13 protein-coding genes are annotated in these 18,366 nt (G+C 56.4%); 4 read left to right on the top strand and 9 right to left on the bottom strand.

Annotation, left to right across the window (positions count from 1 at the left end; all coding sequences use genetic code 11):
- The first annotated feature begins 4 nt into the window (after nt 1–4).
- Genes GY169_RS15755 through GY169_RS15770 form a run of 4 tightly spaced genes read left to right on the top strand, consistent with a single transcriptional unit; the run spans nt 5 to nt 3,482 of the window.
- On the top strand, nt 5–1,270 hold the full coding sequence (locus tag GY169_RS15755; RefSeq protein WP_064548768.1) for a PTS ascorbate transporter subunit IIC: 1,266 nt from the start codon (nt 5–7) through the stop codon (nt 1,268–1,270).
- 12 nt (nt 1,271–1,282) lie between these two features.
- Nucleotides 1,283–2,080 (top strand): transketolase, encoded by a 798-nt coding sequence (locus tag GY169_RS15760; protein WP_167576295.1) that lies wholly within the window; start codon nt 1,283–1,285, stop codon nt 2,078–2,080.
- Nucleotides 2,080–2,991, top strand: coding sequence for a transketolase family protein (locus GY169_RS15765; RefSeq protein WP_163447760.1), 912 nt, complete (start codon nt 2,080–2,082; stop codon nt 2,989–2,991). Before GY169_RS15760 ends, GY169_RS15765 begins: the two co-directional genes overlap by 1 nt.
- 53 nt (nt 2,992–3,044) lie before the next feature.
- Nucleotides 3,045–3,482: a PTS sugar transporter subunit IIA gene (locus GY169_RS15770; RefSeq protein WP_163447732.1), complete on the top strand. Its 438-nt coding sequence runs from the start codon at nt 3,045–3,047 to the stop codon at nt 3,480–3,482.
- Nucleotides 3,483–3,513: 31 nt separating this feature from the next.
- On the opposite strand, the gene GY169_RS15775 is transcribed toward GY169_RS15770, so the two are convergent.
- The 9 genes from GY169_RS15775 to ftsK form a co-directional block, all read right to left on the bottom strand.
- The gene (locus GY169_RS15775; RefSeq protein WP_064548763.1) at nt 3,514–4,935 is read right to left on the bottom strand and encodes an APC family permease; all 1,422 of its coding nucleotides are present in this window, start codon (nt 4,933–4,935) and stop codon (nt 3,514–3,516) included.
- Nucleotides 4,936–5,186: 251 nt separating this feature from the next.
- Nucleotides 5,187–6,338: an MFS transporter gene (locus tag GY169_RS15780; RefSeq protein ID WP_167576296.1), complete on the bottom strand. Its 1,152-nt coding sequence runs from the start codon at nt 6,336–6,338 to the stop codon at nt 5,187–5,189.
- Between the two features lie 262 nt (nt 6,339–6,600).
- A complete protein-coding gene (locus GY169_RS15785) occupies nt 6,601–7,464 on the bottom strand; it encodes a dimethyl sulfoxide reductase anchor subunit family protein (protein ID WP_064548758.1) in 864 nt (287 codons plus the stop codon).
- A gap of 1 nt (nt 7,465) precedes the next feature.
- Entirely contained in the window at nt 7,466–8,083 is a 618-nt protein-coding gene (locus GY169_RS15790) for a DMSO/selenate family reductase complex B subunit (protein WP_167576297.1), read from the bottom strand.
- Nucleotides 8,084–8,093: 10 nt separating this feature from the next.
- Nucleotides 8,094–10,538 (bottom strand): dimethylsulfoxide reductase subunit A, encoded by a 2,445-nt coding sequence (gene dmsA, locus GY169_RS15795; protein WP_064548754.1) that lies wholly within the window; start codon nt 10,536–10,538, stop codon nt 8,094–8,096.
- 203 nt (nt 10,539–10,741) lie between these two features.
- Nucleotides 10,742–12,034 (bottom strand): serine--tRNA ligase, encoded by a 1,293-nt coding sequence (serS, locus tag GY169_RS15800; RefSeq protein WP_035892448.1) that lies wholly within the window; start codon nt 12,032–12,034, stop codon nt 10,742–10,744.
- 92 nt (nt 12,035–12,126) lie between these two features.
- Nucleotides 12,127–13,470, bottom strand: a complete 1,344-nt coding sequence (gene rarA, locus GY169_RS15805; protein ID WP_167576298.1) for a replication-associated recombination protein RarA — start codon at nt 13,468–13,470, stop codon at nt 12,127–12,129.
- 9 nt (nt 13,471–13,479) lie between these two features.
- Nucleotides 13,480–14,091, bottom strand: coding sequence for an outer membrane lipoprotein chaperone LolA (lolA, locus tag GY169_RS15810; protein ID WP_163447737.1), 612 nt, complete (start codon nt 14,089–14,091; stop codon nt 13,480–13,482).
- A 122-nt stretch (nt 14,092–14,213) separates the two neighbouring features.
- Nucleotides 14,214–18,359, bottom strand: coding sequence for a DNA translocase FtsK (gene ftsK / locus GY169_RS15815; protein ID WP_167576299.1), 4,146 nt, complete (start codon nt 18,357–18,359; stop codon nt 14,214–14,216).
- Nucleotides 18,360–18,366 lie beyond the last annotated feature (7 nt).

The following is an 18,366-nucleotide window of genomic DNA, read 5'->3' on the forward strand; positions in this document are numbered from 1 at the left end:
AAATATGGATCTCCTAAAGTTTATTGTATTCGACATTCTGGGCGTAACCCCACTTTTAGTTGGTTTTATTGCACTCATAGGGCTGCTTATCCAACGCAAGCCTATCGAAAAAGTCCTCTCTGGAACCTTTAAAACTATCGTCGGTTTTCTGGTTTTTGCGGGCGGTGCAGGCCTCGCAGTCACCTCTCTGGGTAATTTTCAGACCTTGTTCAGCGATGGGTTCGGTTTGAAAGGCGTCATGCCTTTAGCAGAGGCGCTAACCGGGCTGGCGCAAACCAAATTCGCGATGTGCGTTTCACTCATTATGGTGGTGGGTTTTGGCTGGAACCTGTTTTTTGCCCGTATAACGCCGTTTAAGTACATCTTTCTCACCGGGCAACACAATCTGTATCTCTCCGCCCTGCTTACCGTCACGTTGAAAGCGCTAGGCTATAGCGACATGACGACAATTATCGTCGGTTCTATTTTGCTGGGGCTGGCAGCCTGCCTGTATCCGGCTATTGCCCAGCCGTGGATGCGCAAAATCACGGGCAATGATGAGATCGCTATGGGGCACTATGTCACTCTGGCTTACGCCGCGTCGGGGTGGATAGGCTCAAAGGTCGGCGATCCCAAACAATCAACGGAAAAGCTTAACCTTCCGGGATGGCTCGGGATCTTCAAGGATTACATTGTTTCAGTGTCGATCTCGGTCAGCATTTTTTACTACATTGCCGCGCTGGCTGCAGGTAAAGCCGCGGTCACCGCAGCCGCAGGCGGTATGCACTGGCTGGTTTATCCGCTGTATCAATCGCTCACCTTCACGGCATCGCTATACATTATTATCACTGGCGTCCGGCTGCTGTTGTCTGAAATTGTTCCCGCTTTTCTCGGTATCTCAGAGAAATTTATCCCTAACGCTAAACCCGCACTGGACTGCCCGGTCGTCTTTCCTTACGCGCCTACCGCCACCGTACTGGGATTTATTTCATCTTTTGTCGGCGGACTTGTGGTCATGGGGTTTCTTGCCCTGCTTGGCCAAACGGTCATTATTCCCGTCGCGATTCCCTACTTCTTTATCGGCGCCACGGCAGCGGTATTTGGGAACGCCTCAGGGGGCTGGAAAGGCGCTATTGCCGGAAGTTTTATCACCGGAATTCTGATCGGCATAGGCCCTGCACTGATCTATCCCATCATGGAATCCGTCGGACTGTCGGGCACCAGCTTCCCGGAAACCGATTTTGTCGCCCTGGGGCTGGTTGTGTACTACATCGGCAAAATGCTGCCATAAGAGGGAAATACGATGACTATTGAACAACTGAAGTCGCACGCGCTGAGCGCTCGCCGTGACATTGTAAGCATGATTTATGAATCAGGGATCGGCCACCCGGGAGGTGCCCTTTCCATCATCGATATCCTGACGTGGATCTATGATGAAGAGGTCGATTTTTCTGTTTCGCCGCGGGCCCGCGTGGTGATGAGCAAGGGCCACGCCGTTGCAGCGCAGTATGCCATGCTGTACCAGAAAGGAATTATCAATCGAAGTGAATTTAGCTCGTTCCGCCAGATTAACTCACGCCTGCAGGGTCACCCCAGCATTAAGTCGATTCCCGAGGTGGATGCCACCACCGGGCTGTTGGGTCAGGGATTATCCATCGCTTTCGGGATGGCCGCGGCCAAAAAACAGCACGGTGAGAACCAGCGCGTCTTCGCCATTATCGGTGACGGTGAAATGCATGAAGGGCAAATCTGGGAAACGCTGCAGCAGGCGGGGCATATGAAAATGGATAACCTGGTAGCCATTATCGACTACAACGGGTTTTCTTCTCACGACCCGGTTAACGAGATGATTAACCTCGAACCACTAGCCGATAAGATCCGTCATTTTGGCTGGCACGTCCTTGAATTACAAAACGGTAATGACATGCACCAGGTCGCCGACACGCTGCTACTGTCACGCCATCTTAAAGGCAAACCAGTCGCGATCATCGCCCATACCACGAAAGGCTGCGGCGTAAGCTACATGGAAAATAACGGCGACTGGCATTCTAAAACCCCCACCACTGAACAGTACCAGCAGGCTATGGAGGAGTTGCAATGATGAAAGCACCACGCGATGAAATCGGTCAGGCGCTGATCGCCCTGAAACAAAAAGGCTACCCGATCGTCGCCATTGATAGCGATTTAGCCAGCTCGACACGGACCGACCAGTTCGCCGCCGTCTACCCGGATGCGTTTTTCGAAATGGGGATTGCGGAAGGTTCGGCGATGAGCTTCGCCATCGGTCAGGCGCTGGAAGGCAACATTCCCTTTTACGTTAACTTCGCCATGTTCATCACCGGCACGGCATGGACTCAGCTACGGCAGGCCTGCTACGCCAAAGCCAATATTAAGCTCGTCGGCAGCCACCCCGGGATGGATGATGGGCCTGATGGCGCTTCGCATCATGCCCTGGAAGACCTGGCGCTCACCCGGGTTCTACCTGGCCTGACTATCCTGACGCCCGCTGATGCCGAAGAGGTGGCGGAGGCATTTGAGCAAGCAGTAAACATCAACGGGCCGGTCTACATCCGCGTGGCGCGCGAACCGATGCCGGTCCGCGATAAATCTGTCGTTCCACGCGTCAGCGATATTGCCGCCATCGCCAACAGCGGCAGTGACTTTGCGATCGTTTTTGAAGGGACCGTGCTTGAGCAAGCGACTGAAGGCTATGAAAAGCTCCTCGCCAGCGGTAAAAAAGGCAAACTGATCCACGTCGCGACGCTGAAGCCGTTTAACCAGCAGGCATTCTTTACGCTGATTGAAGGCTGCCCGATCATTGCTTCGCTCGAGAATCACACGGTTAACGGTGGGTTGGGCGGGCAGATAGCCGAAACGCTGGCTCAGGTGGCCCACCCCGCTCGTCTTACCCGTCTTGGCACGCAAGATACATTTACCGAATCCGGTAACAGCCGGCAGCTAAAAGCCAAATACGGCATATCTGGCGACGCGCTATATCGTGCGCTTTGTTAACCAGGGAATCGGTCGCCCGGCGTATCGGGCGACCTTATCAGCAGGAGTTCGACATGGAGAATGCGCTTTTTACTGCCCATCAATTCACCGCGCAAAAAATCGATTGGCGCAGCGCCGTTAAGCTCGCCTGTCAACCGCTTGAAGCACAAGGAGATATCAGTGCTCACTACGCACAAGCCATTATCCGCGCCACCGAGCAGAACGGCCCCTGGTATATCCTTAGTCCCGAGTTTGCGCTACCTCACGCGCGTCCGGAAGAAGGCGTATTAAGCCAGCAAAGCCGCTTGTCGCTGCTCTGTTGCGCCGAATCGGTCGTTTTTCCCGACCACCCGGATGTGCGGCTGATTATCGTACTGGCCGCGGCAAACGGTGAGCAGCATATTCAAACCATTCAGCGTTTGGTCTGCTGGCTGGATGAGGAAAATCGTTTAGCGAATCTCACCGCCATCACCAGCCAGCAACAGTTCACATCGATGATCGCCAGCTTGTAATCGTAAAGGGGGCTTCCCCCCTTTGTTCGCTTTAGCGATTCTTACGCGCCAACAGCGGGAAAATCAGCCCCAGCCCCACTAGCACAAACGGTGTCGCCACGTTCAACGATAGCTGGAAAGCCCACTCCGGCGTGAAAGCGGTCATTTTCGGGAAAATGCCGGTCAGGCAGGCAAAAGCGGTAAACAGGAAGCACCATACGCCAACGGTCATCGCCAGCGAGCGATTGCGAATAAACACGTACTCGGCGTGATATTTTTTTCCCAGCCGAATCACCGCAATAAACGCCACGAATACCCACAGATAGCGCAGCGGCATGACCACCGAGTTGAGGTTAAGCAGCCACTTGTAGAGGTTGTTCATATCGCCAATGCCCAGCGTCGGCAGCATAATCAGCAGCGCCACCAGCACCAGCGTCAACAGGTAACCATTGACCGGCGTGCCTGACGCATTGGTGCGGCACAGTTTCTGCGGGATATAGCGACTATCGGCATCGCTCAAGAGTACTTTCAGCGGCGCATCGATAGAAAACACCAGCGCGGCAACCTGCCCCAACGTGTTGGCAATGGCGTAAATGACCATCAGGCTATTGCCCATATGATAGTACTCGCCGAGGCGCTGGAAGGCGTAATACTGACCGTTGGCCATCAGGTCATCGGGAATATTGTTAGAGTCAAACATCATCCCCATCGCCAGCGAGCCGAGAATGGCGCACACCGCCACCATTACCGCGAGGAAGATCATCCCGCGCGGAAACTCTTTTCCGGGATTACGGGTATTGTTGACGTACGGCGAGATTTTCTCCGCGCCGCCAACGGCAAAGACCAGCATCGAAATGGTGGTGATATAAGTGAAGTCAAAATGCGGAATGAAAGTGCGCCAGGTAATATTGGTGGTGGCGATGGTCACTTCGGTGATGGCCGGTGCGGTCACCGCCATCACCACGTACAGCAGCGACATCACAAACATCGCGATACCGGCGATAGACCCCACCAGCTTCAGCGATTTCATTCCACGCGAAGCCACCCACATAAAGAAGACAAATAGCGCCAGCGTGCAGCCCTGGAGCGCGACAACGCCGTACTCGGTGATCAGCGAGCCGTTGCCTTTAATGGCCCAACCGAGGGCAATCAGAATCGCCTGCGGCTTCTGCGCCAGATAGGGAATATGCACCACCCAGTAGGTCCAGGCCGCCAGATACGCCAGCCCCGGCCCCATGGTGTTTTTAATCCAGGTACTGACCCCACCCTTGCCGTCTTTAAAGGTGGAACCGAGCTGCCCGACGATCAGCGCATACGGCGTGAAGTAAAGGGCGAAGATAAACAGCCAGGAGAAAACAACCACCAGCCCCTGGTTGGCGTAGTTATTGACGACGTTGCCAAAACCCCACACCGTAATGAAAGACATCAGCGCGATGTTGTACCATCGCAGCTGTTTCTCTTGCTCGCTTGCCATAAAATCCGTTCCTTGAATGTTATTATTCGCAAATGCGTTATTTTTCGACGGATGATTATGCGAGCACTAAGCGGAAAAGGATAACGTAACAGTGCAAAACTCCAACATCCCGCACATTTAATAGGGTTAATGACGTTGAAGTCAGCAGGTTATAGGCTCGCCTGAACCGCCGCGCTACGATAGCGCGACGTGAGTTCAGTATAGTGCCGATGGTGGAAAGGCGCGTTATCAGGCCGATAACGCGCCGAAAATCAGGCGTGGGCCACCGGGGTCGGATGGTGTCCGGCTTTGCGCAGCAGCATCATGAGATACACGAACGACACCCCGGCAATCATAATAAACAGCAGGTTATCAGAATAGTTTTGCATCAACATCGCGGTTAGCGTTGGGCCGACCAAGCTGCCGATGGTATAGCTCAGCAGCAGCGCCTGATTCATCGATACCAGTTGATGGTGTTCCACTTTCTCGCAGGCCCAGGCCATCGCGACCGGATAGAGCGTAAAGCCCGCAGCGCCCAGAATAAACAGCGCGGGCGCCATCATCGCCTGGCTTAACATCCCCATACAGCCGATGATGACGACAAACACCTGGACGCGCAGTACCAGCAAACGACCATAGCGATCCGCCAGCCGTCCAATCGGCCACTGCCCCAGAATTCCGGCGCTGACCATCACCGCCATCCAGAAACCGATGCCGGAATCGCTGACGCCGCGATGGTTCAGATACAGCGGCATCAGCCCGTACAGCGAACCCAGCACGATACCGGAAATAATGCAGCCGTTGACGCCAAGGCGCGCCTGACGCAGCTTGAACATCGGCCAGACGCGCGCGCTGTCGTCCTGCTGTTCATCCTTCTGATTGAGAATACGGGTAAACAGCAGCGGCAGAATACCGGCCAACACCACGCCGGTCATTAGCGGCAGAATGGTCGCCATGTCCGTCGGCAGCTTGCTGACAATGAGCTGGCCGAGCACGGTGCCGATGTAGTACATCATCATGTAAGCCGCCAGCAGCCGTCCGCGGTTGCGCGAAGTGCCGCTGCACATCAGCGCGCTCTCCACCACCACCCAGATCATCGCGCAGCCGACGCCCGCGACAAAGCGCCAGAACATCCAGCTCCAGAAGCCCACCATAAAGCCCAACCCCACGCAGCCCGCAGCAAAAATCAGCGATGCGATGTAATAGCTGAAGTTGAAGCCCAGACGCTTAATCAGTCGACCAGTCAGCATCGTACCGACCAGGTTGCCGGTAAAATAGGACGAACCGACCATCCCTACCTGCCAGGTTGGCAGATTTTCATGGGCGAGCCAGAGCGGGACGAGCGTGTTTAATACCGCGATCGCCAGCGTCAATAACAGTAAGCCGCAGAGCAGCAACAGCACTGGGCGAGTATAGGTGGACATGGGCTAAAAACCGTGAGGATAGAATGATTTCGAGCGCATCATGCCACCGCCAAAAACATTGTCAATCCACCTGATTTGCCCCAAAACGCGCTTTCTGACGCGACGATTGATGTTTCTTATTCAGCGTGACGGTGCAAACGAATAAGTAAAATGTATTTAATTGTTTTTATTGATAAACGGAGTAAATGCGCAGGAAGGGTTCAGTCGAAAAAATTCATGAACAAAAAGTGCCAGGGAGGGATCGCCCTGGCAGATTATTAGCTTAGCTGGCCACCGCCATGCCTACGGTCATATGCAGACCGTAGAACACGCCACGACCAATCAGCTCTCCGACCAGCACCAGCACAAATGCCAGGCTGAGGAGCGGCAGCGCCGGCTGATAGCCCTTCAACTGCGGAACTATCCAGCACACCAGCGCCAACACAATCGCAGCAACGCGCCACGCCATCAGCGAACCGTAGTCCGGCACCAGCGCAGACGCTTGCTGAATCGAGCTGTGAATCGTGGCCAGTTCAACCCCTTGCATCAGGGAAACCACCACGCTAATCGCCAGCGCCGCGAGGCTCACCGCCGGCAGTAAGCGCAGTGCCCAACCTTCCACTCCTGCCCAACACAGCAGCAGGTAACCCAGCAGCGGGCCGCCGATAAACAGCGTCAGGAAGAAGCTCAGCGGTGTCCAGACGCTATACCAGGTCGGTACGGTATCGATGGTGTTATAGACGCGCACCATCATCCACACGAAGACCACGCCCAGCACCATCGTCACCACCAGCCACAGGCTACGCAGTGCGCAGGAGAGCTTGTTGGTCACGGCCAGCAGCCAGCCGATACCGCCGACGGCGAAGAAAATCGCGCCGCTGGCAATTTCGTTACTCAGTGACGACGCGCCTACGCGATTCAGCGAGTTAAAGGCACGCATCGGCGAACCGAGGTGTAGCGTCGAGGCGACAAACCCAATGCCCATCAACACCCACAGCGCAAACATACTCAGCACCACGCGCTGTTGCTGCTCGCGCGATAGCTGCCCTTTCATCAGCGCCAGCGCCAGAACGATAAAACCGCCGGCCACGCACTGCCCAAAGACCGTGAAGATCATTAGCGGCCATTCATGCCATCCACTTCCCATCTCACACCTCCTTCGGATTGGCCAGGTAGCCAGTGGTATCGCCGCACGGACGTGCATTGGCGTTCGGTTTAATCACAATGCTTGGTTTGGTGAAGTGCGCCGACGGCAGCGGCGCAACAGCCGCCAGTTGGCCGTGCTTCTGGCGCAGTTCTTCAATCGGCCCAAAGTCCAGCGCGCGCAGCGGGCAGGATTCCACGCAGATTGGTTTTTTGCCTTCCGCTACGCGCTCATGGCAGCCGTCGCACTTGGTCATATGACCTTTGGCCGCGTTGTATTGCGGCGCGCCGTACGGACAAGCCATGTGGCAGTAACGGCAGCCGATGCAGACATCTTCGTTAACGACCACAAAGCCGTCTTCGCGTTTGTGCATCGCGCCGCTCGGGCACACTTTGGTACAGGCCGGGTCTTCGCAGTGGTTACAGGCAATCGACAGGTAGTAGGCAAAGACATTCTGGTTCCAGACGCCGTTGTCCTCCTGCCAGTCGCCGCCCGCGTATTCGTAAATACGGCGGAAGCTGACATCCGGGGTTAAGTCTTTGTAATCTTTACACGCCAGCTCGCAGGTTTTACAACCGGTGCAGCGTGCCGAATCAATAAAAAAGCCATATTGGGTGGTCATCGGTTACTCCTTACACCTTCTCAACCTGGACAAGGTTCGTGTGCGATGGGTTGCCTTTCGCCAGCGGCGACGGGCGTTGAGTGGTCAGCACGTTAATGCAGCCCGCCTGGTCGATACGTTTTGTATCCGGGTCATACCAGGCCCCCTCACCCAGCGCAACGATGCCCGGCATCATGCGTGGAGTCACCTTCGCTTCAATATGCACTTCCCCGCGGTCGTTGAAGATACGCACGCGATCGCCATTGGCAATGCCACGTTTCTTCGCATCCAGCGGGTTGATCCACATCTCCTGACGGCAAGCCGCTTTCAGCACGTCGACGTTACCGTAGGTGGAGTGCACGCGCGCCTTATAGTGGAAACCGGTCATCTGCAGCGGGAATTTTTCCGCCAGCGGATCGTTGTAGTTTTCAAAGCCCGGGGTGTAGATCGGTAACGGATCGATCACATCGCCTTCCGGCAGTTCCCAGGTGGCGGCGATTTTCGCCAGCTCCTCGGAGTAGATCTCGATTTTCCCTGACGGAGTCGTCAATGGGTTGGCCTGTGGGTCTTCACGGAAGGCTTTGTACGCCACGTGGTGGCCTTCAGGGTCTCGCTGTTTAAAGATGCCCTGCTTACGGAAGGTATCGAAATCTGGCAGCTCCGGCACCGCCTGGCGAGAAAGTTCATGCAGATGACGCATCCAGCCTTCCTGCGTGCGCCCTTCGGTGAACTTCTGCTCCACGCCCATCCGTTTCGCCAGCTCGGTGGTCATGTCGTAAATCGTCTTGCACTCGAAACGCGGTTTGATGACCTGATCGGTGAAGATAACGTAGGACATGTTGCCGCAGGAGGCATCCAGCGCGAAGTCCATCTGCTCGGAAGCGGTGCAGTCCGGCAGCAGAATATCGGCATATTTCGCCGATGAAGTCATGTGGCAGTCGATCACCACAATCATTTCGCATTTCTTATCGTCCTGCAGAATTTCATGGGTGCGGTTAATTTCGGAATGCTGGTTAATCAGACAGTTACCGGCATAGTTCCAGATCATTTTGATCGGCACATCCAGCTTGTCCTTACCGCGTACACCGTCACGCAGCGCGGTCATTTCCGGACCACGAACGATCGCATCGGTCCACATAAACATGGAGATGCTGGTTTCAACCGGGTTATCGAACGTTGGCATACGTTCGAATGGCACTTCATAGGAACCTTCACGCGCGCCGCTGTTGCCACCGTGAATACCGACGTTACCGGTCAAAATCGACAGCATGGAAATCGCGCGGGTGACGATTTCGCCGTTGGCGTGACGCTGCGGCCCCCAGCCCTGGGAGATATAGGCCGGTTTAGCGCTGGCGATTTCACGCGCCAGTTTCACAATACGATCGGCTGGAATACCGGTGATCGTGGATGCCCACTCCGGCGTTTTCGCCGTGGCATCATTACCCTGCCCCAGGATATAAGCTTTGTAGTGACCGTTGGCCGGAGCACTCTTCGGCAGCGTTTTCTCGTCATAGCCGACGCAGTACTTATCGAGGAACGGCTGATCGACCAGATTTTCGGTAATCATCACCCACGCCAGCGCAGAAACCAGCGCCGCATCGGTACCCGGACGAATCGGGATCCATTCATCTTCACGGCCCGCGCCGGTATCGGTATAGCGTGGATCGACAATGATCATCCGCGCGTTCGATTTCTGCCGCGCTTGCTCCAGATAGTAAGTCACCCCGCCGCCGCTCATGCGCGTTTCGCCAGGGTTGTTACCGAACAGCACCACCAGCTTGCTGTTTTCAATATCGGACGGACTGTTACCGTCGGCCCAACCGCCGTAGGTGTAATTCAGACCGGCAGCAATCTGTGCTGAAGAGTAGTCACCATAATGGTTCAGGTAACCGCCGCAGCAGTTCATCAGACGCGCAATCAGGGTTTTCCCCGGCGGCCAGGAACGGGTTAAGGTGCCGCCGAGCGTCCCGGTACCATAGTTGAGATAAATAGATTCGTTGCCGTAATCTTTGATCAGGCGCTTCATATTATCGGCAATGGTATCAAAGGCTTCTTCCCAGCTGATACGCTCGAATTTGCCTTCACCGCGTTTACCGACGCGCTTCATCGGGTATTTGAGACGGTCCGGGTTATAGACGCGACGGCGCATCGAGCGGCCGCGCAGACAGGCACGCACCTGGTGCAAACCGTCGTAGTTATCATCACCGGTATTATCGGTTTCTACGTATTTAATCTCGCCATCGACAACATGCATGCGCAGCGGGCAGCGGCTTCCACAGTTTACCGTACACGCACTCCAGGTAACGTGCTCAGCGGCGGTAGCCGGGGCCAGCGTATCGGCCGCGTTCACGATGCGGCTAAAGGGAAGCGTAAAAGCGCTGCTGGCCATCGCCAGGCCACCTATGGCCGTGGTTTTCATTAAACCACGGCGGCTGACCTCGGCTGCCAGTAAAGCATCGGGGGTTTCAGTTTTCATGGACACTCACTTCGTTGCTTACATTGGAAACAAAGCTCGTTATATAGTTTTATATACAACGAATGGCTATTATTATAGTGTTATATGCTGTTGCTACTTCGAAGTGAGTATTAAGGGTTCTACCAGGAGAGGTATTGTTCAGTATCAATGAGGATATAAAAAAAGCGCCTTTCGGCGCTTTTTCGGATGAAACTATCAGGGAATTAACCGATATATTCCAGACCGTTCATGTAAGGACGCAGTACTTCAGGTACTTCGATACGACCATCTGCCTGCTGGTAGTTTTCCAGCACCGCAACCAGCGTACGCCCTACCGCCAGGCCAGAGCCGTTGAGGGTATGGACCAGACGGGTTTTCTTATCGGACTTACTGCGGCAGCGAGCCTGCATGCGGCGCGCCTGGAAATCCCAGACGTTCGAGCATGAAGAGATCTCACGGTAGGTGTTCTGCGCCGGAACCCACACTTCGAGGTCGTAGGTTTTGCAGGCGCCGAAGCCCATATCGCCGGTGCAGAGGATGATTTTACGGTACGGAAGGCCCAGCAGTTGCAGGACTTTTTCCGCGTGACCGGTCATCTCTTCCAGCGCCGCCATGGAGTCTTCCGGACGCACGATCTGCACCATTTCAACTTTGTCGAACTGGTGCATACGGATCAAACCACGGGTATCACGACCGTAGGAGCCCGCTTCAGAGCGGAAGCACGGCGTGTGTGCGGTCATCTTGATCGGCAGATCGTCTTCGTCGATGATTTCATCGCGAACCAGGTTGGTCAGCGGCACTTCCGCAGTCGGGATCAGCGCGTAGTTGCTGCTGTCGGCTTCTTCTTCCAGCGGACGAGTATGGAACAGGTCGCCGGCAAATTTCGGCAACTGCCCGGTACCGTACAGGGTGTCCTGGTTTACCAGGTACGGCACGTAGTTTTCGCTATAGCCGTGCTGTTCGGTGTGCAGGTCCAGCATGAACTGCGACAGCGCGCGGTGCATACGCGCGATCTGACCTTTCATCACAACGAAACGTGAACCGGTCAGCTTAACGGCGGCAGCAAAGTCCAGACCGCTGTGCATTTCGCCCAGTGTGACGTGATCGCGGATTTCGAAATCGAATTCGCGCGGCGTGCCCCAGCGGCTGACTTCAACGTTGTCGTTTTCGTCACGGCCAACCGGCGCGTCATCGTGCGGAATGTTCGGGATGGTCAGCGCGATATCGCGAATCTCTGCCAGCAGAACGTCCAGTTCAGATTTCGCGGCATCAAGTTGTTCGCCAAGCTTGTTCACTTCCAGGCGTAAAGGCTCAATATCTTCCCCGCGTGCTTTCGCCTGGCCGATGGATTTCGATCGCGAGTTACGCTCTGCCTGCAGATTTTCAGTTTCTACCTGCAGCACTTTGCGACGCTCTTCAAGAGCGCGAAGTTTATCTACATCCAGCTTAAAGCCCCGGCGTGCCAGTTTTTCTGCGACTGCGTCTGGCTCTGTACGCAGCAGATTGGGATCGAGCATGCTTATCCTATGCTTATCGAATTGAAAGTGGAGTATGCGACCACAGCCCGTGGTCGCAGAGGTACGTTGACAACATTACCGCAACGACTGCACTAGCGGTAGCGTTTTGTGCGGCTATTTTGATCCTGTTCAGCGAGCCAGGCGAGCTTTTCGCCAATCTTGCCTTCAAGACCCCGATTCGTCGGGTGATAGTAGCGAGTTTGCGCCATTTCACTGGGGAAATATTCTTCGCCGGCGGCGTAAGCGTTAGGTTCGTCGTGGGCGTAGCGATACTCCTGACCATAGCCCATCTCTTTCATCAGCTTAGTCGGCGCATTACGCAGATGAACCGGCACATCGTAATCCGGACGTTCACGGGCGTCTGCCATCGCCGCTTTAAACGCGGTGTAGACAGCGTTGCTTTTCGGCGCGCAGGCAAGATAAACGATGGCCTGCGCAATCGCCCGTTCCCCTTCGGCCGGGCCGACGCGCGTAAAACAGTCCCAGGCGGAGATAGCCACCTGCATGGCGCGCGGGTCGGCGTTGCCCACATCCTCTGAGGCAATCGCCAGGCAACGCCGCGCCACGTATAGCGGGTCGCCGCCGGCGCTGATGATGCGCGCATACCAGTACAGCGCGGCATCCGGCGCGCTGCCGCGTACCGATTTATGTAGCGCAGAAATCAGATCGTAAAAACGGTCGCCTTTGTTATCAAAACGCGCGCTGCGCTCGCCGGCTATTTCAGTCAGCAACTGTGGCTGTAGTACGCGCTTACCCGCGTCATCAAGCTCGGCCATATCGGCCATCATTTCCAGGGTATTGAGCGCCCGACGCGCATCACCATTCACCAGTTCGGCAATCGCGCGGCGAGTTTCGTCTGGCAGGATGATATCCTGACCGCCGTAACCTCGTTCGCTATCTTCCATCGCCTGAGTAAGCACTTGCTCAATATCTTCGGTGGTGAGCGATTTCAGCAGATAAACGCGGGCGCGGGAAAGCAGCGCCGAGTTTAATTCGAAGGATGGGTTTTCGGTGGTCGCACCGATGAAGGTAATGGTGCCGTCTTCGATATGCGGCAGGAAAGCATCCTGCTGGCTTTTATTGAAGCGGTGAACTTCATCGACGAAGAGAATTGTGCGCCGCCCGGCATTACGATTCTGCCGCGCGCGCTCGATGGCCTCGCGAATCTCTTTCACCCCGGAGGTGACGGCTGAAATTCGTTCCACGTCGGCGTTGGCATAGCGAGCAATCACTTCCGCCAGCGTGGTCTTGCCGGTGCCTGGCGGCCCCCACAGAATCATCGAATGCAGATGACCGGCCTCGATGGCGCGGGGCAGCGGTTTACCGGCCGCCAGCAGATGCTGTTGGCCGATATACTGCGCTAAGTTTTCTGGCCGCATACGCGCGGCCAGAGGTTGAAAGGTATTATCTGAAAAATCGAGCGACAGGTTGCCCACGCATGCCTCTTATTTACGCTGGTCGTCCACCGTCACGCCCTGCGGCGGTGTAAAGGTGAATTTGGACGCGTCCACCGAACCGTTCTGCTGCGATTTCAGCTGATAGCTGCTGCGCTGATCGTCCTGCTCGATGGCGCTGAACTGATGGATAGTGCCATCGCGTCCGACGTTAATGGTAAATTTCTTCAGGTTGCCGTTGCTGCCGCGCGGCGTCAGCACAAAATCATCGCCGGTTTGCTGGATATTGTACTGCTGCCAGTCGCTGGCCTGGTTACGGGCAATCAGCATAAACGGCGTGTTGCCGGTGGCATCTTTCAGCCAAGTCGCGGTCGCCTGCTCAACAAACGGGTTATAGAACCACAGGGTTTTGCCGTCGGAAACCAGAATACTTTCATCCGGCTGGGTCATATGCCAGTTAAACAGATTCGGACGTTTTACCCACAGATCGCCCTGACCTTCCTGTACCGCGTTGCCGCTACCGTCCGTCACCTTCTGGGTGAAACTGGCGTGGAAACTGCTGACTTTGTCAAGACGACTTTTCAGGTCACCGGCGGCGTCAGCCCATACGCTGCTGACAACAAAGCTGGAAAGTAATGCACACGTGATCGCTGCTTTTTTCATTGTTATTCCTTAAATAGCCTCATGCTCCCGCCAGGAGAGCTTCTGTCACTCACTCTAAGACTTCATCCCGAGCGGCGACAGAAGAAAATACTGAATTTTGACTTATTTACCCATCTTTGCAATCAGTCGAACGGTGGCGGTGCCAGCACCTCACGGTTGCCGTTATGCCCCTGTTCACTGACGATTCCCTGCGCTTCCATCTGTTCGATGATACGCGCCGCACGGTTGTAGCCGATGCGGAACTGACGCTGCACGCCGGAGATAGATGCTTTACGTTTCTGGGTCACAAAATTCACCGCCTGGTCGAACAAAGGATCCAGCTCTTCGCCACCCTCGAAGCCACCGCCGCCGCCTTCGCTTTCGCTATCGGAGGTGATGCCGTCGATGTACTGCGGGCGACCGCGCGCTTTCCAGTCCTGAACCACCGCATGAACTTCCTGGTCGCGTACAAACGCGCCGTGGACACGTATCGGGGTATTCGAGTTCGGGGCCGCATAAAGCATATCCCCCATTCCCAGCAGCGATTCCGCGCCGCCCTGATCGAGAATGGTACGGGAGTCAATTTTACTGGAAACCGTAAACGCAATACGAGTTGGGATGTTGGCCTTGATAAGGCCGGTAATCACATCCACCGACGGACGCTGGGTCGCCAGCACCAGGTGGATCCCCGCCGCACGCGCTTTCTGCGCCAGGCGCGCAATCAGCTCTTCGACCTTTTTACCAACGGTCATCATCAGGTCGGCGAATTCATCCACCAGCACGACGATATAAGGCAGTTTCTCCAGCACCGGATGGGTGGCGTCCATGCTATCGCCCGGCTTCCAGTAAGGATCCGGAATCGGACGGCCCATGCGCGCGGCTTCGGCGATCTTATCGTTATAGCCCGCCAGGTTACGGACACCCAGCGCCGACATCAGCTTGTAGCGGCGTTCCATTTCGTTGACGCTCCAGCGCAAGGCGTTGGCGGCGTCTTTCATGTCGGTAACCACTTCCGTCAGCAGGTGCGGGATCCCTTCGTAAACCGACAGTTCCAGCATTTTCGGGTCGATCATGATGAATCGCACGTCTTCCGGCTGCGCTTTGTACAGCATACTGAGGATCATGGCGTTCACGCCGACAGATTTACCAGAGCCGGTGGTACCCGCCACCAGCAGGTGCGGCATCTTACCGAGATCGGCCACCACGGGCTCACCGGCGATATCTTTACCCAGCACCACGGTCAGCGGCGACGGGTTATCGCGGAATTTATCGCAGTCCAGCACTTCACGCAGGTAAACGGTCTGACGTTTCTTGTTTGGCAGTTCCAGACCCACGTACGGCTTGCCAGGGATAACTTCCACCACGCGCACCGCCACGGTCGACAGAGAACGTGCCAGATCGCGAGAAAGGTTAGAGATTCGCGCGGCCTTAACGCCCGGCGCCAGATTCAGCTCGAAGCGAGTGATAACCGGGCCCGGTGAGTAGTTCACGACGTCAGCTTTGATACGGTAATCCGCCAGACGCGTTTCCACCAGGCGCGCCATCTGCTCCAGCGCGAAGGTATCGACCGGCTCAACTTCCGTTGGCGGCGGCGTTAACAGATCCAGCGACGGCAGCGGCGTAGTCGGTTTTTGCAACGGACGGTCGTCGCCATTACGCATCAACAGCGGGTGAATCAGGCTCTCCTGCGGCGGCGTGGCAGGCTGTTGCGGCGGCACGTACTGCGGTTGCTGCTGCGCATACTGCGGCTGTTGTGGCTGCTGCTGTGGTTGAGCATACTGCGGCTGCTGTGGCTGATGATAGCCTTGCGCATGCTGTGGCGGCTGCTGTTGATATTGCTGCGGCTGCGGTACCTCAGGCTCCGGCATCACGCTTGGGGTAAACAGCGGCGCTTTGGGCGCATCATCAACCAGCGCTTTCATCGGCGAGAATTCGAAGTCATCGAGCGAGAAGGGATGCGCGCCTTCCGGCTGCTCGCTGGCATAACGCGTCTGCTGAGAGGCGGCAAACTGGCGTGCCAGTTCGGCCTCCGCGGCGGCATCGGCGTCATTTTCATCCTCGGCGTAATCCTCAACGTGCGATTCACCGTAGCGCTGCTGCTGAGAGGCGGCGAATTGACGCGCCAGCGCATCTTGTTCCAGCGCATCGGCTTCATCGTCGCTGAGATTAACATCGTCATCATGCTGATAACGCTCAGCTTCGCGAGCGGCACGTTCTTCGGCCATACGCTGCGACGGCAGCTTGATGCCATAGGACGCCAGTTCGCGACGCGTCGGCACGCGGACACGGTTCGGACGCGGTAATTTCGGGCCAATGCCCTCTTTCACCTGCGGACGCGGCCCTTCAGCTGGGCTAAACAGCGGCGCTGACGCTGCTGCGGCAGCGACGGTGCCAGCAGCGGTAGCTGCGTGACGAACGCTGGCCGCAACCGGATCCACAGCGGCTGAAGGTTCAGGCACCGCAACCGACGCCGATGCAGAAGGCATGGACGAAGCGCGCTGTTCAACCGGCGCTAAAGGTTCAGGGATCGGCTGATACCATGCTGCCAGCTGTTCACGCTCACGCGCGCGTTTTTCTTCCACTTCTTCGAAGTAGTAGAGCGGTGGGCGGTGGGCCGGTTTAACTTCTTCTTCAACAACCGGTTCTGGTTCAACAGTCGGCGCAGGCTCGGCCACGTATGGCTGTTCGTGAACAGGCTGTTCAGGCTGAGCATACTGCGGCTGTTCGTAAACCGGCTGCTGAGGCTGAGCATACTGCGGCTGTTCGTAAGCCGGCTGCTGAGGCTGAGCGTACTGCGGCTGCTCGTAAGTCGGCTGCTGAGGCTGAGCATACTGCGGCTGCTCATAAGCCGGCTGTTGAGGCTGAGCATACTGCGGCTGCTCGTAAGCCGGCTGCTGAGGCTGAGCATACTGCGGTTGTTCGTAAGCCGGTTGCTGAGGCTGAGCGTACTGCGGTTGTTCGTAAGCCGGCTGCTGAGGCTGAGCGTACTGCGGCTGTTCGTAAGCCGGTTGCTGAGGCTGAGCGTACTGCGGATGTTCGTAAGCCGGTTGTTGAGGCTGAGCGTACTGCGGCTGTTCGTAAGCCGGTTGTTGAGGCTGAGCGTACTGCGGCTGCTCGTAAGCCTGTTGCTGAGGCTGAGCATACTGCGGCTGTTCGTAAGCAGGCTGCTGCACTGGCGGCCAGCCTTCTGGCGCAGGTGCGATAGTTGGGTCAACGGCAGTTGGCGACGGCACGGACTGCCATTCCACACCCGGCGCTTCCCCTGGCGCAATCGCCTGGGTCGAATCGGCTGCCCATACTGGGGTTGAAGCAACGGCAGTTGCTGCGGCGGCTGGCGCGGTAACCGAGTGGCCATTCAGCAGCGGATCATATTCATCATACTCCGCCGCGCGCGTCGCGCTGGCACCGGAGAACAGTACATCATCAGGATCGGCCTGGGCCGCGTAGCGGGCAGTCTCTTCCGGCTCATCCATTCGGCGGCCCGAGAACAGCGCTTCGTCGGTTTTGCGGCCCATCGGGTTTGCGAATTTTTCAGCAATACGCTTACGGCGTGCCAGTGCGCCACGCAGGATGCGGGCACGACGAGATTCGCGCGTATTGCTCTGCGCCACGTCATCTTCGTACTCGTCTTCTTCTTCGTATTCGTCTTCATCGACCCAGGTATCGTCGCGACGGGTGCGATTGCTGGCAAAAGTCAGGATATTGAGGATCCAACTGCCCATTTTCTCGGCGATACTGACCCAGGACCAGCCGGTAAACAGCGTCAGACCCGCTGCCCAGATGCACAATAAGGCAATGGTGCCGCCGCTGCTATGCAGCATGGGCTGTAACGCGGTGCTGAGCAGGCTGCCAATCACGCCGCCGGAAGCAAAGTACCAGATATCATCGGCGTTAATGGCGGCAAGGCCGCAGGAGGTCAGGATCAGCGCCAGCACGCCAATCAGGCGCAGCGATACGGCAAAATAGTCGATGTAGTCTTCGCTGGCACGGTGTCGCCAGGCGAACCAACAGCCGCCAATGATAATCACCGGAATGGTGTAAGCCATCACGCCGAAAATGAAGAACAGCGTATCGGCCAGCCATGCTCCGGGCGCACCGCACAAATTGTGGATAGGCTCATGCCAGGCCGTTTGCGACCAGCTGGGATCGGAAGGATTGAAGCTCAGTAGTGCTGCCATTAGCCAGACGGCAAAAATGGCGCAGAGAAGGAGTAACGCCTCAAGGAGCCGGCGTCCGCTGCTGAGTTTTGTGAGTTTGACTTCTTTGTCTTCTGTATATTCCTGGCTCAAGAAAGGC

It is taken from the genome of Kluyvera genomosp. 3 (assembly GCF_011765685.1).
Taxonomy (GTDB): Bacteria; Pseudomonadota; Gammaproteobacteria; order Enterobacterales; family Enterobacteriaceae; genus Kluyvera; species Kluyvera georgiana_A.

What these genes read in the sequence shown, in the direction of transcription:
- dmsA (WP_064548754.1), bottom strand. Translation starts at nt 10,538, where the DNA reads ATGAAAACTGAAACCCCCGATGCTTTACTGGCAGCCGAGGTCAGCCGC.
- GY169_RS15765 (WP_163447760.1), top strand. Translation starts at nt 2,080, where the DNA reads ATGAAAGCACCACGCGATGAAATCGGTCAGGCGCTGATCGCCCTGAAA.
- lolA (WP_163447737.1), bottom strand. Translation starts at nt 14,091, where the DNA reads ATGAAAAAAGCAGCGATCACGTGTGCATTACTTTCCAGCTTTGTTGTC.
- GY169_RS15770 (WP_163447732.1), top strand. Translation starts at nt 3,045, where the DNA reads ATGGAGAATGCGCTTTTTACTGCCCATCAATTCACCGCGCAAAAAATC.
- GY169_RS15790 (WP_167576297.1), bottom strand. Translation starts at nt 8,083, where the DNA reads ATGACCACCCAATATGGCTTTTTTATTGATTCGGCACGCTGCACCGGT.
- GY169_RS15775 (WP_064548763.1), bottom strand. Translation starts at nt 4,935, where the DNA reads ATGGCAAGCGAGCAAGAGAAACAGCTGCGATGGTACAACATCGCGCTG.
- serS (WP_035892448.1), bottom strand. Translation starts at nt 12,034, where the DNA reads ATGCTCGATCCCAATCTGCTGCGTACAGAGCCAGACGCAGTCGCAGAA.
- GY169_RS15755 (WP_064548768.1), top strand. Translation starts at nt 5, where the DNA reads ATGGATCTCCTAAAGTTTATTGTATTCGACATTCTGGGCGTAACCCCA.
- GY169_RS15780 (WP_167576296.1), bottom strand. Translation starts at nt 6,338, where the DNA reads ATGTCCACCTATACTCGCCCAGTGCTGTTGCTGCTCTGCGGCTTACTG.
- GY169_RS15785 (WP_064548758.1), bottom strand. Translation starts at nt 7,464, where the DNA reads ATGGGAAGTGGATGGCATGAATGGCCGCTAATGATCTTCACGGTCTTT.
- GY169_RS15760 (WP_167576295.1), top strand. Translation starts at nt 1,283, where the DNA reads ATGACTATTGAACAACTGAAGTCGCACGCGCTGAGCGCTCGCCGTGAC.